This window comes from Limnohabitans sp. JirII-31 (genome assembly GCF_002778315.1).
GTDB lineage: Bacteria > Pseudomonadota > Gammaproteobacteria > Burkholderiales > Burkholderiaceae_C > Limnohabitans.
The window spans coordinates 539,432-553,421 of the sequence record NZ_NESA01000001.1 but is presented as its reverse complement, the minus strand read 5'-3'; the positions used below and the strand labels follow the sequence as shown (position 1 = coordinate 553,421).

The 13,990-nt window shown below is 52.8% G+C and carries 13 protein-coding genes and 1 tRNA gene; 5 read left to right on the top strand and 9 right to left on the bottom strand.

Translation table 11 applies throughout. From position 1 onward, the window contains the following. Nucleotides 1–9: 9 nt before the first annotated feature. Nucleotides 10–2,274: an arginine/lysine/ornithine decarboxylase gene (locus B9Z41_RS02680; RefSeq protein ID WP_100144700.1), complete on the bottom strand. Its 2,265-nt coding sequence runs from the start codon at nucleotides 2,272–2,274 to the stop codon at nucleotides 10–12. A 79-nt stretch (nucleotides 2,275–2,353) separates the two neighbouring features. On the opposite strand from B9Z41_RS02680, the gene B9Z41_RS02675 reads away from it, so the two are divergent. Further along, nucleotides 2,354–2,444: transfer RNA gene (locus tag B9Z41_RS02675), tRNA-Ser, on the top strand. Between the two features lie 43 nt (nucleotides 2,445–2,487). Here B9Z41_RS02675 and B9Z41_RS02670 read toward each other — a convergent pair. Further along, nucleotides 2,488–4,266 (bottom strand): ABC transporter transmembrane domain-containing protein, encoded by a 1,779-nt coding sequence (locus tag B9Z41_RS02670; protein WP_100145116.1) that lies wholly within the window; start codon nucleotides 4,264–4,266, stop codon nucleotides 2,488–2,490. Between the two features lie 171 nt (nucleotides 4,267–4,437). Between B9Z41_RS02670 and B9Z41_RS02665 the strand changes: the two genes are divergently transcribed. Beyond that, nucleotides 4,438–5,184: a sulfite exporter TauE/SafE family protein gene (locus B9Z41_RS02665; protein ID WP_100144698.1), complete on the top strand. Its 747-nt coding sequence runs from the start codon at nucleotides 4,438–4,440 to the stop codon at nucleotides 5,182–5,184. A 74-nt stretch (nucleotides 5,185–5,258) separates the two neighbouring features. On the opposite strand, the gene B9Z41_RS02660 is transcribed toward B9Z41_RS02665, so the two are convergent. The 5 genes from B9Z41_RS02660 to B9Z41_RS02640 form a co-directional block, all read right to left on the bottom strand. Beyond that, nucleotides 5,259–6,242, bottom strand: coding sequence for a tripartite tricarboxylate transporter substrate binding protein (locus tag B9Z41_RS02660; protein ID WP_100144696.1), 984 nt, complete (start codon nucleotides 6,240–6,242; stop codon nucleotides 5,259–5,261). Between the two features lie 65 nt (nucleotides 6,243–6,307). Then, nucleotides 6,308–7,006 carry a tripartite tricarboxylate transporter substrate binding protein gene (locus B9Z41_RS02655; RefSeq protein WP_233202473.1) on the bottom strand — a complete coding sequence of 233 codons (699 nt, stop codon included), beginning with the start codon at nucleotides 7,004–7,006 and terminating at the stop codon, nucleotides 6,308–6,310. A gap of 31 nt (nucleotides 7,007–7,037) precedes the next feature. Continuing rightward, nucleotides 7,038–7,274 (bottom strand): hypothetical protein, encoded by a 237-nt coding sequence (locus tag B9Z41_RS02650; protein ID WP_100144692.1) that lies wholly within the window; start codon nucleotides 7,272–7,274, stop codon nucleotides 7,038–7,040. A gap of 65 nt (nucleotides 7,275–7,339) precedes the next feature. Then, nucleotides 7,340–7,783, bottom strand: a complete 444-nt coding sequence (locus B9Z41_RS02645; protein WP_158236123.1) for a polymer-forming cytoskeletal protein — start codon at nucleotides 7,781–7,783, stop codon at nucleotides 7,340–7,342. A gap of 26 nt (nucleotides 7,784–7,809) precedes the next feature. Further along, nucleotides 7,810–8,862, bottom strand: a complete 1,053-nt coding sequence (locus B9Z41_RS02640; RefSeq protein ID WP_146183284.1) for a M23 family metallopeptidase — start codon at nucleotides 8,860–8,862, stop codon at nucleotides 7,810–7,812. Nucleotides 8,863–8,936: 74 nt separating this feature from the next. On the opposite strand from B9Z41_RS02640, the gene aat reads away from it, so the two are divergent. From aat to B9Z41_RS02625, 3 genes are read left to right on the top strand one after another with little or no spacing between them, the layout of a single operon-like run. Next, on the top strand, nucleotides 8,937–9,698 hold the full coding sequence (gene aat / locus B9Z41_RS02635) for a leucyl/phenylalanyl-tRNA--protein transferase (protein WP_100144686.1): 762 nt from the start codon (nucleotides 8,937–8,939) through the stop codon (nucleotides 9,696–9,698). Beyond that, nucleotides 9,695–10,429, top strand: a complete 735-nt coding sequence (locus B9Z41_RS02630; protein ID WP_100144684.1) for an arginyltransferase — start codon at nucleotides 9,695–9,697, stop codon at nucleotides 10,427–10,429. The genes aat and B9Z41_RS02630 overlap by 4 nt, the downstream gene beginning before the upstream one ends. A 22-nt stretch (nucleotides 10,430–10,451) precedes the next feature. Beyond that, nucleotides 10,452–11,231: an IclR family transcriptional regulator gene (locus B9Z41_RS02625; RefSeq protein ID WP_100144682.1), complete on the top strand. Its 780-nt coding sequence runs from the start codon at nucleotides 10,452–10,454 to the stop codon at nucleotides 11,229–11,231. A gap of 52 nt (nucleotides 11,232–11,283) precedes the next feature. Here the strand turns inward: B9Z41_RS02625 and B9Z41_RS02620 are convergent, their stop codons facing one another. Both B9Z41_RS02620 and B9Z41_RS02615 read right to left on the bottom strand, forming a co-directional pair. Further along, nucleotides 11,284–12,243, bottom strand: coding sequence for a serine hydrolase (locus tag B9Z41_RS02620; protein ID WP_143474137.1), 960 nt, complete (start codon nucleotides 12,241–12,243; stop codon nucleotides 11,284–11,286). A gap of 121 nt (nucleotides 12,244–12,364) precedes the next feature. Then, nucleotides 12,365–13,903, bottom strand: coding sequence for a 2-isopropylmalate synthase (locus B9Z41_RS02615; RefSeq protein WP_100144680.1), 1,539 nt, complete (start codon nucleotides 13,901–13,903; stop codon nucleotides 12,365–12,367). Nucleotides 13,904–13,990: the final 87 nt, after the last annotated feature.

Sequence of the window (13,990 nt, the reverse complement as noted above, 5' to 3'; positions counted from 1 at the left end):
CGCTCTTTTTTATTGCTTCACACAGTCGGCAAAGTAAGACCTCTTGCCGTCTGGAGCGACCTCTTCGACCAAGCCATGGATGTCGGTTTCAAAGCCAGGGCATTGCAAGTTGAATTCGCGTGCAAACTTGAGATAGTCCACGATTTTCTTATTGAACACCTCACCCGGAATGAGCAAAGGAATACCGGGAGGATAAGGCGTGACCAAGCTGGTCGTGATGCGCCCCAGCAACTCATCCACGGGCACGCGCTCGGTGTTGCGGTGCGCAATTTGTGCGTACGCGTCACTGGGTTTCATGGCCGGGGTCAAGTCCGACAAATACATGTCTGTGGTTAACCGTGCAATGTCGTACTTGGCATACAAGGTGTGGACGTGCTGGCACAAGTCACGCAAGCCCATGCGTTCATACGCACGGTGCTTTTGACAGAACTCGGGCAGGATACGCCACATGGGCTGATTGCGGTCGTAGTCATCTTTGAACTGCTGCAACGCTGTCAACAAAGAGTTCCAACGGCCCTTGGTGATGCCGATGGTGAACATGATGAAGAAGCTGTACAGGCCCGTCTTTTCAACGATCACACCGTGCTCTGCCAAAAACTTGGTGACGATGCTGGCGGGAATACCGCTCTTGTCAAACTTGCCGTTCAGGTCTAACCCTGGCGTCACGATGGTGGCCTTGATGGGGTCAAGCATGTTGAAGCCGTCAGCCAATTTGCCAAAGCCGTGCCATTTGGACGACTTGCCCGTGCCTTTGATGATCCAGCTCTCAGCGCGGCCAATGCCGTCGTCCACCAGCTCATCGGGGCCCCAGACTTTGAACCACCAGTCTTTGCCGTACTCTTCGTCGACTTTGCGCATGGCACGGCGGAAATCCAGAGCTTCGGCGATGCTTTCTTCCACCAAGGCGGTGCCGCCGGGTGGCTCCATCATGGCCGCCGCCACGTCACAGCTAGCAATGATGCTGTACTGCGGACTGGTACTGGTGTGCATCAAATAGGCTTCGTTGAACAGGTGACGGTCCAACTTGGTCTTTTGCGAGTCTTGCACCAGCACATGACTGGCCTGGCTGATACCCGCCAGCAACTTGTGGATGGACTGCGTGGCATACACCACCGAGTGCATGGGACGTTCACGCTTTTTGCCCATGGCGTGGTAGGTGCCGTAGAACGGGTTGAAGGCAGCATGCGGCAACCAAGCTTCGTCAAAGTGCAGATTGGCCACATAGCCGTCAAGCATTTTCTTGATGGTCTCGGTGTTGTAGAGCACGCCGTCGTAGGTGGACTGCGTGAGGGTCAACACACGGGGTTTGACCTTTTTGGCGTCCACGCCTTTGAGCAAAGGGTTGGCTTTGATCTTGGCTTGAATGGCAGCAGGTTCAAACTCACTTTTGGGGATGGGTCCAATGATGCCGTAGTGGTTGCGTGTGGGCTTCAAGAACACGGGCACGGCACCGGTCATGATGATGGCGTGCAGCACCGACTTGTGACAGTTGCGATCCACCACCACCACATCACCAGGAGCCACGGTGTGGTGCCAGACGATTTTGTTGGAGGTGCTGGTGCCGTTGGTGACAAAGAAGCAATGGTCTGCGTTGAAGATACGCGCCGCGTTGCGCTCGCTCTCACCAATGGCGCCGTTGTGGTCGAGCAATTGACCCAACTCTTCCACCGCGTTGCACACGTCGGCACGCAACATGTTTTCACCATAGAACTGGTGGTACATCTGGCCGACGGGGCTCTTCAAAAAGGCCACGCCACCCGAGTGGCCTGGACAGTGCCAAGAGTAAGAGCCGTCTTCTGCATAGTCGAGCAAGGCTTTGAAGAACGGGGGTTGCACGCTCTCCAAATAGCTCTTGGCTTCACGGATGATGTGGCGCGCCACAAATTCAGGCGTGTCTTCGAACATGTGGATGAAGCCATGCAATTCGCGCAAGATGTCGTTGGGCAAGTGACGCGAGGTTTTGGTTTCACCGTACACATAGATCGGCACATCGGCGTTTTTGCGCCGAACTTCTTCAATGAAGTTGCGCAAATTGAGCACGGCAGGATCTAAGTCGGGACCCGGTGTGAATTCTTCGTCGTCAATCGACAAAATGAAGGCACTGGCACGCGACTGTTGTTGCGCGAACTGGCTCAGGTCGCCATAGCTGGTGGCCCCCATGACCTCGTAGCCCTCGCCTTCAATGGCTTCGGCCAAGGCACGGATACCCAAACCCGAGGTGTTCTCGGAACGAAAATCCTCGTCGATGATGACGATGGGAAAGCGAAATTTCATGCGGGACCCCGGGCAGTACGGACTTTGACAAAACAACAGCGGCGAAGTGTACTCGCCCACTGCTACAATGCCGAGCTTCGGAGCGGTGGATGAGTGGTTTAAGTCGCACGCCTGGAAAGCGTGTGTGGGTTAATAGCCCACCGCGGGTTCGAATCCCGCCTGCTCCGCCAGAAAAATCAAAGCCCCTGTCTTAGGACCGGGGCTTTTTTTCATTCAATTGCCAAATTGCAATGCTGCCAAATTGGCATACAAGCCAGCGCGCTCCAGCAGTTGCGCGTGGTTTCCAACCTCTACCAACGCACCATGCTCCATGACCCAAATCACATCGGCACGCTGGACGGTGGACAAGCGGTGGGCAATCACGAGGGTAGTGCGCCCTTTCATCGCCATGCTCAGCGCCGCTTGCACCATGCGCTCGCTGTGTGTGTCTAAAGCGCTGGTGGCTTCATCCAACAGCAACAAAGGCGGATTTTTCAAAATGGCGCGCGCGATGGAGATACGCTGACGCTGCCCGCCCGACAGACGAACACCTCGCTCGCCCAAAAAGGTGTCATAGCCTTGTGGCAACTTTTCAATGAATTCATCAGCAAATGCAGCCTTCGCTGCAGCCAACACCTGTTCGCGTGATGCATCGGGCTGACCATACAGAATGTTGTCGTATGCAGTCCCAGAGAAGATCACGGCATCTTGCGGGACGATGCCGATGCGTTGGCGCAAATCATGCAAGTCCATCTTGGGCAACGCAACACCGTCAAGCAAAATTTCGCCTTGGTCAGGGTCATGAAAACGCAACAGCAAGTTGAAGATGGTGCTTTTTCCCGCACCACTGGGGCCAACAATTGCCACGGTTTGTCCCGCATCAACCTGTGCCGCAAAGTCTTTCACGGCAGGCAGCTCAGGCCTCGATGGGTAACGGAATGTGACCGCATGCAAGACGACCGACGACCCTGCTGCGGGCCATGCCGGATGCTGAGGATGCCGTGGTAACAACAAGTCAGATTCAGCATGGAGCAACTCCATCAAACGTTCAGCAGCACCTGCCGCTCTGAGCAGGTCACCGTACACCTCACCCAACACGGCAAAGGCACTGGCCAACAAAATCACGTACACCACGGTCTGCCCCAGCTCGCCAGCAGTGGTGGTGCCGTGTTGAACCGCCAACGTGCCTTGGTAGAGCCCCCACAACAAGGCCGCGCTGGTGGTCAAGATGATGAAGCCAACCAGCAAAGAACGGGCTTTGGCACGCTTGAGTGCGGTGCCTACCGCTTGCTGCGTGGACATCTTGAACCGCTGGGTTTCTTTGGCTTGGGCGTTGTAGCTTTGCACCACAGGAATGGCATTGAGCACTTCAGATGCGATGGCGCTGGCATCGGCCACGCGGTCTTGGCTGGCACGTGACAAACGTCTGACACGACGCCCCAACATCACGCTGGGCCACACCACCAACACCAGCACGGCCAGCACTTGCAGCATCAAGAACGGATTGGTCCAAATCAACATGGCCAAAGCGCCTAGACCCATGATGAGGTTACGCAGCCCCATCGACAAGGACGATCCCACCACGGTTTGAATCAAGGTGGTGTCATTGGTCAATCGAGACAGGACTTCCCCCGTCTGGGTCGTTTCAAAGAAAGATGGACTTTGTCTGAGCACGTGCGCATACACCGCATTGCGAATGTCTGCGGTCACACGTTCGCCCAGCCATGTGACGAAGTAAAACCGCAAGGCTGAAAACACAGCCAAAGCAGCCGCCACCAAAAAGAGTTCAACAAAGTGGACGACCAGTTGATCGCTGGCATCAGGGCTAGCCAAGCCTTGATCAATCAGCATTCGAAGTGCCCAGGGAAACGCCAAGGTAGTGCCTGCTGCCAGCAGCAAGAAGAGTCCAGCCAGGGTGAGGCGCAGCCGATAGGGCCGCAGAAAGGGTAAGAGCATGCTCAACGCGCCTGGTGTTGGCTTGGGCGTTGGCAAGGAGCTTGGTGTGTCAGTCATGCGCGAGTCCTTTGCTGCATTGTGATCGAAGCGACCTGCGTGGCACCAAGAAGACACACCCTGCCGGGCGTTTGACTAAAATTAGAACTCCAGCACGTCACGCCGTACGCACTGAAGCCCCTGAGACGCAGGGGCTTTTTTTGTTGTAAGGCACTTTCAACAAAGGCCCACATGATCATTGATGAGTTTTTTTTAATCACCAATTTGGGGGCGTTGTTGATTGGTCTATCCAAAGGTGGCCTACCCTCCATTGGCATGCTGGCGGTGCCTATCCTCTCATTGGTCATTTCCCCCATGAAGGCAGCGGTGCTGTTGCTGCCCATCTATGTAATCTCTGACGTGGTGGGCGTTTGGCTGTACCGTAAAAATTTCAGCCTGCCCAACCTCAAGATTTTGATTCCGGCCGGTGTGCTGGGCGTGGTCATTGGCTGGCTCACGGCGTCTTACATCTCCGATATCGCCATCAAACTGCTGTTGGGGGTGATAGGTATTGGCTTTTGTTTGAACACATGGCTGAGAAAACAAGCCAACCAAGCCACACAGCCCGCTCATGTGGGCAAAGGTTTGTTCTGGGGATCGTTGGCGGGCTTCACGAGTTTCATCTCGCATGCAGGTGCACCACCATTCCAGGTCTACATGCTGCCTCAGCGCCTGCCCAAGGCCGAGTTCGCAGGGACTGCCACGTTGGTATTTGCAGTCATCAATGCGGCAAAAATTTTGCCTTATCAGCAGCTGCGCCCCTACACGATGGAAGATCTGATGAGTGCCATGTTTCTGATTCCCATGGCGTTGATTGGTACGGTCTTGGGTGCCTACCTCACTAAAAAGATCGCCGATGCCTGGTTCTTCCGATTGATTCAAATTGGTTTGTTCATCATCTCCATCAAATTGATGGTGGACGCTATTTCGGCCATGTGATGGCGGCGTGGAGCCCATAAAAAAAGCTCCTGCATCGGCGCAGGGGCTTGGATTGATTCAAGATTTTTCTGAACTCAATCCACGGAAATTTTGGCCTTCTTGACCACTTCGGCAAAACGCAGTCGGTCTGCTTCTGCCACTTTGGTGGCGTCAGCGGGTGCGACCATCCAAGGCTCAAATCCTACGGCGTTCAAACGCTCCTTCACATCCGGCTCCGCCATGGCTTTTTGGGTGCTGCTGTAGAGGCGATCCACGGTTGCTTTGGGCACGCCTTTGGGTGCATAAAAAGCGACCCAGGTGTTCAATTCAAAATTATTGGGGCCACCTGCCTCACCCACGGTTGGCACATCGGTGTAACCCGCCAAACGCTTGGTACCCGCATAGGCCAAGAACTTCACTTTTTTGGCTTTGTACAGCGGTCCAGCTGAAGCTGCCGTGCCAAAAGCCCAGTCCACTTCACCTGTCGAGACTGCGGTGTAGAGCTGTGGCAACTCTTTGAATGGAATGTGGCGCATTTGGGTGCCCGTGGCGCTCTCCAGCATGGCGGTGCCCACATGGGCCACGCTACCGATGCCCCAGCTGCCATACGTGATTTCGTTGTCTTTGGCTTTTGCCGCAGCAATCAAATCACTCACGCTTTTCCAGGGTGAATTGGCGCTGACCACAATGAAAAAATTGGTGGTGTAGAGAGGCGCCACAAGATCAAAGTCTTTCACTGGATCAAATGGCATTTGTTTGTAGAGATGCTGCTGCAAGGACATATGCGTGGCATCCACCAACATCAGGTTGTAGCCATCGGCGGGGGTGCGTTTGACCTCGCCAATCGTCAACCAACCATTGGCACCTGGCTTGTTGTCCACCACCAACTGCTGGCCCAATTCACGGTTGAGTTTTTCGCCCACCATGCGGACCACAGAATCAGGACCACTACCTGCAGAAAATGGCACGACGGCACGAACCGGTTTGGTGGGAAAACTCTGCGCTGACACAGTGGCCACGCTGGCAACAAGAGCCAACGTGATGGCACTGAGCAGCGAAGCTTTGAGGGTGAATTGCATGACATGTCTCCTAGTTTTTTTAGACTCACGGATGAGCAGGTGGGTGATCAAATATTTAGCTCTATTTATTCAGTGCGAATGTTGGCATCTCGAATGACCTTGCCCCAACGTTCATGTTCTTTGCGAATGAAGTTGCCAAAATCTGTCGGTGTGACGCTAGGCTGGACCGTCGCACCGATGCTGGCAAAACGCTCCAACACCTCGGGTTGGTTCATGCCCTTCACCAAAGTGGCGTGCAGTTTTTGAACGATTGCCGGCGGCACACCTGCAGGCGCACCGATGCCAAACCAAGGCTGGACCACGAGCTGGGGATAGCCCGACTCTGCAACAGTCGGGACATCGGGCAATTGAGCAGATCGTTTGGCGGAAAAAACCGCAATTGGTTTGACTTTTCCGGCTTTAATTTGCGGCAAGGCAACGACCAGAGAGCTTTGAAAGTCAAGCTGTGTCGAGCCACCGATCAAGTCTTGAATTTGTTGCGTCGCACCTTTGTACGGCACGTGAAGAAACGATATGCCCGCTTGTTGCTGCAACAGTTCAGCGGCCAAATGCGGCACCGTGGCGAGTCCTGGCGTTCCGTAAGCATATTTAGCAGGCTGGGACTTGGCGGCTCTGACCACATCAGACAAATGATTGAAAGGTGTGTCTTTATTCGCGATCAAGATCGGCGTCATCGACACAAAGTTGGTGATGGGTGTGAAGTCTTTGAAGGTGTCAAAGGGCACTTCGCCCACATGCGGGGCAATGGCGACTGTGATGACCATCAGACCTATCGTGTAACCATCAGGCGCAGCTTTAGCCAAGACGCCGTGGCCCGTGACCCCCATTACCGCCAGGACGGTTCTCCACCACAACAGGTTGTTTCAACTCGTCACGCAAGATGTTGGCGGCCTCACGTCCGACCATATCGGTCGGTCCACCAGCAGGAAAAGGCACGATCAATTTGATCGGTTTGTTCGGCCAGTCTTGCGCATGCCCCAAACGGGTCCATAGCAAAAGAATCGCTAGCGATGTCGCAAAAAATCGTTTCATATTTGCTTGTTAAACACCCATTCAAACTTAACTCGTCGATGGAACGATCCTCTCCTGACACCGCATCAGCCACTTGATTCCTGGGCCTTGCGAATCACATTTTTTGCATCGGTGTTGCTGTTGGCTGCTGCAGCGCTGCTGGGATTTTGAATCACCAATCCCAACAAACGTGCACCGTGTTCCACAGCGATCGAGCCATAAGAAATATCACCTTGTACGACAGACTCTTTGTGGAACTCAACACGCTCTGCGGCGTAAATATTGCCTTCGACGCGCCCAGCGACCATGACACGGTGTGCCGTGATGTCGCCCGAAACCTCGCCCGTCAGACCTATTGCAACGGTGACTTTGTTGTCTTTCGTGGTTTCGATATTGCCCACAACTTTGCCATCGATGCGCACGCTGTCGAGCAAGACCAAGCGACCATAAATCTGTGTCGTGCGTCCAATGATGGTGTCAAAGCGCTCCTGGGAAGGTGACAACGATTTGTCTTTGAGTTTTTCAAACATGCTGGACCTTTTTGACGGTGCGCGACTCATTGGGCGTTGATTTGAATCAGCATTTGCGTTGGGTTCATGACCCGGTCATGACGCATGATTTCGTAGTGCAGATGTGGTCCTGTAGAACGCCCTGTGCTACCGAGTTGCCCTAAAACCTCACCACGGCGAACTTGTTGACCTTCCTGCGCCATACGTTTGCTCAGATGAGCATAACGGGTGATGAAGCCTTCAATGTGACTGACCTCTACCACATTGCCATAAGAAGCGTCCCAGGCCGAGCGTGTGACGGTGCCTGCGGCTGTGGACAGCACGGGGGCGCCCATTGCGGCCACAAAATCCAGCCCCTCATGCATGGCCAACTGACCTGTGAAAGGATCATTGCGAATACCAAATCCACTGGTCACGCGAAAATCTTTGTCAACCGGCACACCGGTGGGCAGCGCATGCAGCCAATTAAGTTGTGTCGCCCAACTTTGACTCAGATTTTTCACCGCTATCTGGGTCTGCGAAAACTCATCGACTGCAACACTCAGGTCCTGACTCAAAACATTGGAGCTGTTGCTTTGCAAGCGCGGCGCTACCCAGGGGCCACCACGTGCATCTTCTTTTTTCCCCATCTTGTCGCGCAGGTTGATGGGGGTTGCGATATCCATGAAACGATTTTTGAGTGTTTCAAGCTGCCTAATTTCTTGAACCGTGGCGCTCAGGTTTTGGCGCATTTTTTCAAGTCGCTCCCTATAGACCGACTCAACACGTTGTTGCTCAGCCTCTGTGGTAACACCACCCAAACTTCTGGCCAAACTGGGGCTAAATTCAATGGCAATTCGAAAACCAATGAAATGCAATAAAACGCCAAAAGACACCAAGAAAAATGCAGACACACATGCACCAACCATCACCTTACGGGTGGTGATAGAAATGGTCCGCACCGCGGCGGTGGGCCCTGACACCCACATCAGTTGCATAAGAAACTCCGGATTCTGAAAGCATGTTGCCCATCGCTGGATGGCACAAAGCTTGTCATTGTAGGGAGTTGAATTTGCAACTGGCCTATGGTTTTCCAAGATAACAAAGCAGATGAAACACAAGGGGCTATGTTTCGTAAAAATATGACCCTATATGGTTAAAAATGCTTTCAAATCGCTTGATTCAAAATGTCCCCATGAACCGCAATAGACCATTGATTCCCTGGCTGGAAGCTGAAACCCCCTTGCCTGCTGCAGATACAGCCTTGAAAGCAGATTCAGGGCTTGCCGGGTTGGTTGCTGCGGGAGGTGGTTTGTCTGTCGCACGTCTTCATGAGGCCTACAGCCAGGGCATGTTTCCATGGTTCAACGAAACACAACCTGTGCTGTGGTGGTCACCTGACCCTCGCATGGTGCTCCAAGTGGAAGCTTTCAAGTTACACAGATCCATGCGTAAAACGCTGCAAGCTTTTATTCAAGACCCCTGCTGCAACGTCAAGTTCGACACCGCATTTTCTCGCGTGATACGCCACTGCGCCAATGCAGTAAGACCGGGTCAAAACGGCACATGGATTGTGGATGACATGGTGCAAGCTTATGAAGCGCTGCACAAAGCAGGATTTGCACACAGCGTAGAGACTTGGGTTAACGATGAGTTGATCGGCGGTTTGTATTGCGTCTCGATCGGACGTTGCATTTTTGGCGAGTCCATGTTCGCTTTGCAACCCAATGCATCCAAAGTCGCTTTGGCTGCTCTGGTTGCGTTTGCCCGTGCCCAAGGCGCACATTGGATTGACTGTCAGCAAAATACCAAGCATTTGGGATCGTTGGGCGCGCGTGAGATCTCACGCAAACAATTCATTCACGACGTGATTCAAGCGCGCGAAGCCCCCCCAATGGCGTGGCAATATCGGTCGATATACTGGAACACAGTGATGCTGCCACGAGGTCTCGATTGACACACCTCCAAGACTTACCCTTTCAAGCGTTGCAGTTTTATGCCACGGCGCCCTACCCTTGCAGTTACTTACCCAATCGATTTGCGCGCTCTCAAGTCGCAACGCCGAGTCATTTGATCCAAAGTGATGTTTATTCGGACTTGGTCAAGCAAGGGTTTCGCCGCAGTGGTTTGTTCACCTACCGACCTTATTGCGACAGCTGTCGTGCATGCGTGCCTTTGCGTGTCAAAGCACAAGACTATGTCCCCACCCGAAGCCAGCGCAGAGCTTGGCGTCAACACGAACATTTGGAAGCTCGCATCCTCAACCTAGGCTACATCCCAGAGCACTACGCTTTGTACCAACGTTACCAAGCACAGCGGCATGCAGGCGGTGGCATGGACCAAGATAACGTGGATCAATTCACCCAGTTTCTTTTGCAAAGCCGTGTCAATTCACGCTTGGTCGAGTTTCGCGAGCCCAGTGGAAATGAAACGTTGGGTGAGCTCAGAATGGTGTCTGTGCTGGATTTGCTTGACGATGGCTTATCTGCTGTCTACACCTTCTACGACCCACAAGCAGGCGCCAGTTATGGGACTTACAACGTGATGTGGCAAATTGAACAGGTGCGCCAATTGGGACTGCGTTACGCCTACTTAGGTTATTGGATAGAAGACAGCCCCAAGATGCGCTACAAAGCCAATTTCAAACCGCATCAGTGTCTGATCGCGGGTGATTGGACAGACTGCTGATTTCACAAGGTAAGATAACCGGATGCGTAAATCCAGTGTTCCTGCAACGCCAAACATTCAAGTTATTGAGCGAATTTTTTCACTCATTGATGTCTTGGCATCACGAGAAGAAGCCATCTCGCTCAAAGAAATCAGCGAACGAACGGGCTTACACCCATCGACAACTCATCGGATCTTGAACGATCTGGCTGTTGGACGCTTTGTGGACAGGCCTGAAGCAGGAAATTATCGACTGGGCATGCGGTTGCTGGAATTGGGTAATTTAGTCAAGGACCGCCTAAATGTACGAGACGCGGCCGTACAACCCATGCGAGAACTGCACAAGCTTATTCAGCAACCGGTCAATTTGAGTGTGCGACAGGGCGATGAAATCGTTTATGTTGAACGCGCGTTCAGCGAACGTTCTGGAATGCAGGTGGTCAGAGCCATCGGTGGACGTGCACCACTGCACCTGACCTCTGTGGGCAAGCTTTTTTTAGCCATGGATGATCCGCAGCGCGTGCGCGCGTACTCCACGCGCACGGGCTTGAGTGGTCAGACCCGCAACAGCATCACGCAATTACCCGTACTGGAGCGCGAACTGTCTAAAGTGCGTCAATACGGAGTGGCACGTGATAACGAGGAACTGGAGTTGGGCGTGCGTTGCATGGCCTCTGGCATTTACGACGATCAAGGCAAATTGGTGGCAGGCCTGTCCATCTCTGCTCCGGCAGATCGTCTGGATGAAACCTGGTTACCCAAACTACAAATGACCACTCAGGCCATTTCATACGCACTGGGCTACAAAGACAGCCATGCTTGAAAGTAAAAAAGCCAGCAGTACTGCCGGCTTTTGAGTAACGGTTGAATCAGTATCAGGTTTGTGGGCGACCTGCATGGTTGATTTCAACCCATTTGCGTACGCGCTCCGCATCGGCAATACGGCTCAGTTTGCCCGCAGAGTCCAAGAACACCATGATGAGCTTGCGTCCGGCCACTTTGGCTTGCATCACCAAACATTGGCCTGCTTCGGAGATATAACCTGTTTTTTGTAAGCCGATATCCCAGTTAGGATTTTTCACCAAACGATTGGTCGTTCTGTACTGCAAGGTGTGATTACCAACCTCAACTTGATAGCTTGGGGAGGTGGAGAGTTCACGCAGCATCGGGTCGTTGTACGCGGAGCCAACCAATGTTGCCAAGTCTTTCGCGCTTGACTGATTGTGACTGGACAATCCTGTGGGCTCGACATAACGGGTATCACGCATTCCTAGCTGGGCTGCCTTGGCGTTCATCAAATTGACAAAAACAGACAACCCACCTGGATAGGTACGGCCCAGAGCATGTGCCGCACGGTTTTCACTGGCCATCAACGCGAGGTGCAATAACTCGCCGCGTGTCAATGTGGTTCCGACGCGCAGGCGTGAACTACTGCCCTTCTCCGTGTCAACATCATCTTGTGTGATGGTGATGGATTCATCTAAAGGCAGCTTGGCTTCGCTGATCAGCACGCCTGTCATCAACTTGGTAATGGATGCAATAGGCAAGACAGCCTGGTCGTTTTTGCTCAAGAGAACTTCTTGGGTATCTTGGTCAATGACGTACGCCACGCTAGATTTCAAATCCAAATGATCAGATGTGGCATGCAGGCCTGCTATTTGACCAAACGAAGGTTTTGCAGCAATGACCTTCTCGGCCTTGCGACGCATGTGCACCTTGACAACTGCCGGCTTGGACTTTTCTGCTTTGGTTTTATTCGGTGTTGCAGCCTGGGCCGAAACAGCAAACAAAGCTCCTAAAAAACTGAAAGATGTGGCGATGAGCAGTTGTTTCAAGTGTCGTTCCTTGTTCTTGAAATGCAAAGTAGCTATCAGTTTACCAAAAATAAAAAATCACGCAAGATCAAAGACTTGCGTGATTTTTTTGATCAAACCAGTAAAGGTACTCGTCGTTGAATCAACCTTGCGCAGCCACCCGGTCAGCCTTGCTTTGCAGCTTGTTCAACGCGGCCAAATAAGCTTTGGCAGAAGCCACCACAATGTCAGGATCAGAACCAACGCCGTTGACCACGCGACCACTGTTTTGCAGGCGCACGGTCACCTCGCCTTGGCTCTCCGTGGAGCCGCTGATGGCGTTCACGGAATAGAGCACCATCTCGGCACCACTTTTGACATGGGATTCAATTGCTTTGAGTGACGCATCGACCGGGCCGTTACCGTCAGACTCACCGCGTACCTCTTTACCGCCCACAGTGAAAACCACACTGGCTTGTGGTCGTTCACCGGTTTCGCTGTGTTGTGACAACGATACAAACGCAAACTGCTCCTTGTCGTTGTGAACACTCTCTTCACTGACCAATGCCAGGATGTCTTCGTCAAAGATTTCACTTTTACGATCAGCAAGTTCTTTGAATTTGGCAAACGCGGTGTTTATTTCACTTTCACTTTGCATCTCTACACCCAACTCTTGCAGGCGCTGCTTGAAAGCATTGCGACCACTGAGTTTGCCCAAAACAATTTTGTTGGCACTCCAGCCTACATCTTCCGCTCGCATGATTTCGTAAGTGTCACGGGCTTTGAGCACGCCATCTTGATGAATGCCTGAAGCGTGCGCAAAGGCATTGGCTCCAACCACGGCCTTGTTAGGTTGCACTACAAAGCCCGTGGTTTGGCTCACCATACGGCTGGCTGCAACAATTTGACGTGTGTCAATGCCCAACTCCAAGTTGAAGTAGTCCTTGCGTGTTTTAACAGCCATGACAACTTCTTCCAATGAACAATTGCCAGCGCGCTCACCCAAGCCATTGATCGTGCATTCCACTTGGCGTGCACCGCCAATTTTTACGCCAGCCAAAGAGTTTGCCACGGCCATTCCCAAGTCATTGTGACAATGGACAGACCAGATGGCTTTGTCGCTGTTGGGTACACGCTCACGCAAGGTCTTGATGAAGTTTCCATACAACTCAGGCACGGCATACCCCACGGTGTCTGGCACGTTGATGGTAGTTGCCCCTTCTGCAATGACGGTTTCAATCACACGACACAAAAAGTCCATCTCACTGCGATAGCCGTCTTCGGGACTGAACTCAATATCTCCCACCAAATTACGGGCAAAACGCACAGCTTGCTTGGCTTGTTCAAGGACTTGCTCGGGTGACATGCGCAGCTTCTTTTCCATGTGCAACGGCGAGGTTGCAATGAATGTATGAATGCGTGCACTGTTGGCTCCTTTGAGAGCTTCAGCAGCACGACTGATGTCTCGGTCATTGGCGCGGGACAAAGAGCAAATGGTTGAGTCTTTGATCGCGTTGGCAATGGCTTGCACAGCTTCAAAATCACCGTTCGAGCTGGCTGCAAACCCTGCTTCGATGACATCGACTTTCAGACGTTCCAACTGACGTGCGATGCGCAGCTTTTCGTCACGCGTCATAGAAGCGCCAGGCGATTGCTCGCCGTCACGCAAAGTGGTGTCAAAAATGATGAGCTTGTCAGCCATGGTCAGAACTCCTTGAATCTCAGAAAACCTACAACGTGTGTCTCGACCCCAAAGCAAAAGGCCCGCTGCAGGTGCATACGGGCCTTG

Bases quoted from the DNA above. Each gene is read 5' to 3' on its own strand.
- B9Z41_RS02650 (WP_100144692.1), bottom strand. From the start codon at position 7,274: ATGAAACGATTTTTTGCGACATCGCTAGCGATTCTTTTGCTATGGACC.
- B9Z41_RS02655 (WP_233202473.1), bottom strand. From the start codon at position 7,006: ATGGTCATCACAGTCGCCATTGCCCCGCATGTGGGCGAAGTGCCCTTT.
- B9Z41_RS02615 (WP_100144680.1), bottom strand. From the start codon at position 13,903: ATGGCTGACAAGCTCATCATTTTTGACACCACTTTGCGTGACGGCGAG.
- aat (WP_100144686.1), top strand. From the start codon at position 8,937: ATGAACCGCAATAGACCATTGATTCCCTGGCTGGAAGCTGAAACCCCC.
- B9Z41_RS02660 (WP_100144696.1), bottom strand. From the start codon at position 6,242: ATGCAATTCACCCTCAAAGCTTCGCTGCTCAGTGCCATCACGTTGGCT.
- B9Z41_RS02665 (WP_100144698.1), top strand. From the start codon at position 4,438: ATGATCATTGATGAGTTTTTTTTAATCACCAATTTGGGGGCGTTGTTG.
- B9Z41_RS02645 (WP_158236123.1), bottom strand. From the start codon at position 7,783: ATGTTTGAAAAACTCAAAGACAAATCGTTGTCACCTTCCCAGGAGCGC.
- B9Z41_RS02680 (WP_100144700.1), bottom strand. From the start codon at position 2,274: ATGAAATTTCGCTTTCCCATCGTCATCATCGACGAGGATTTTCGTTCC.
- B9Z41_RS02625 (WP_100144682.1), top strand. From the start codon at position 10,452: ATGCGTAAATCCAGTGTTCCTGCAACGCCAAACATTCAAGTTATTGAG.
- B9Z41_RS02670 (WP_100145116.1), bottom strand. From the start codon at position 4,266: ATGACTGACACACCAAGCTCCTTGCCAACGCCCAAGCCAACACCAGGC.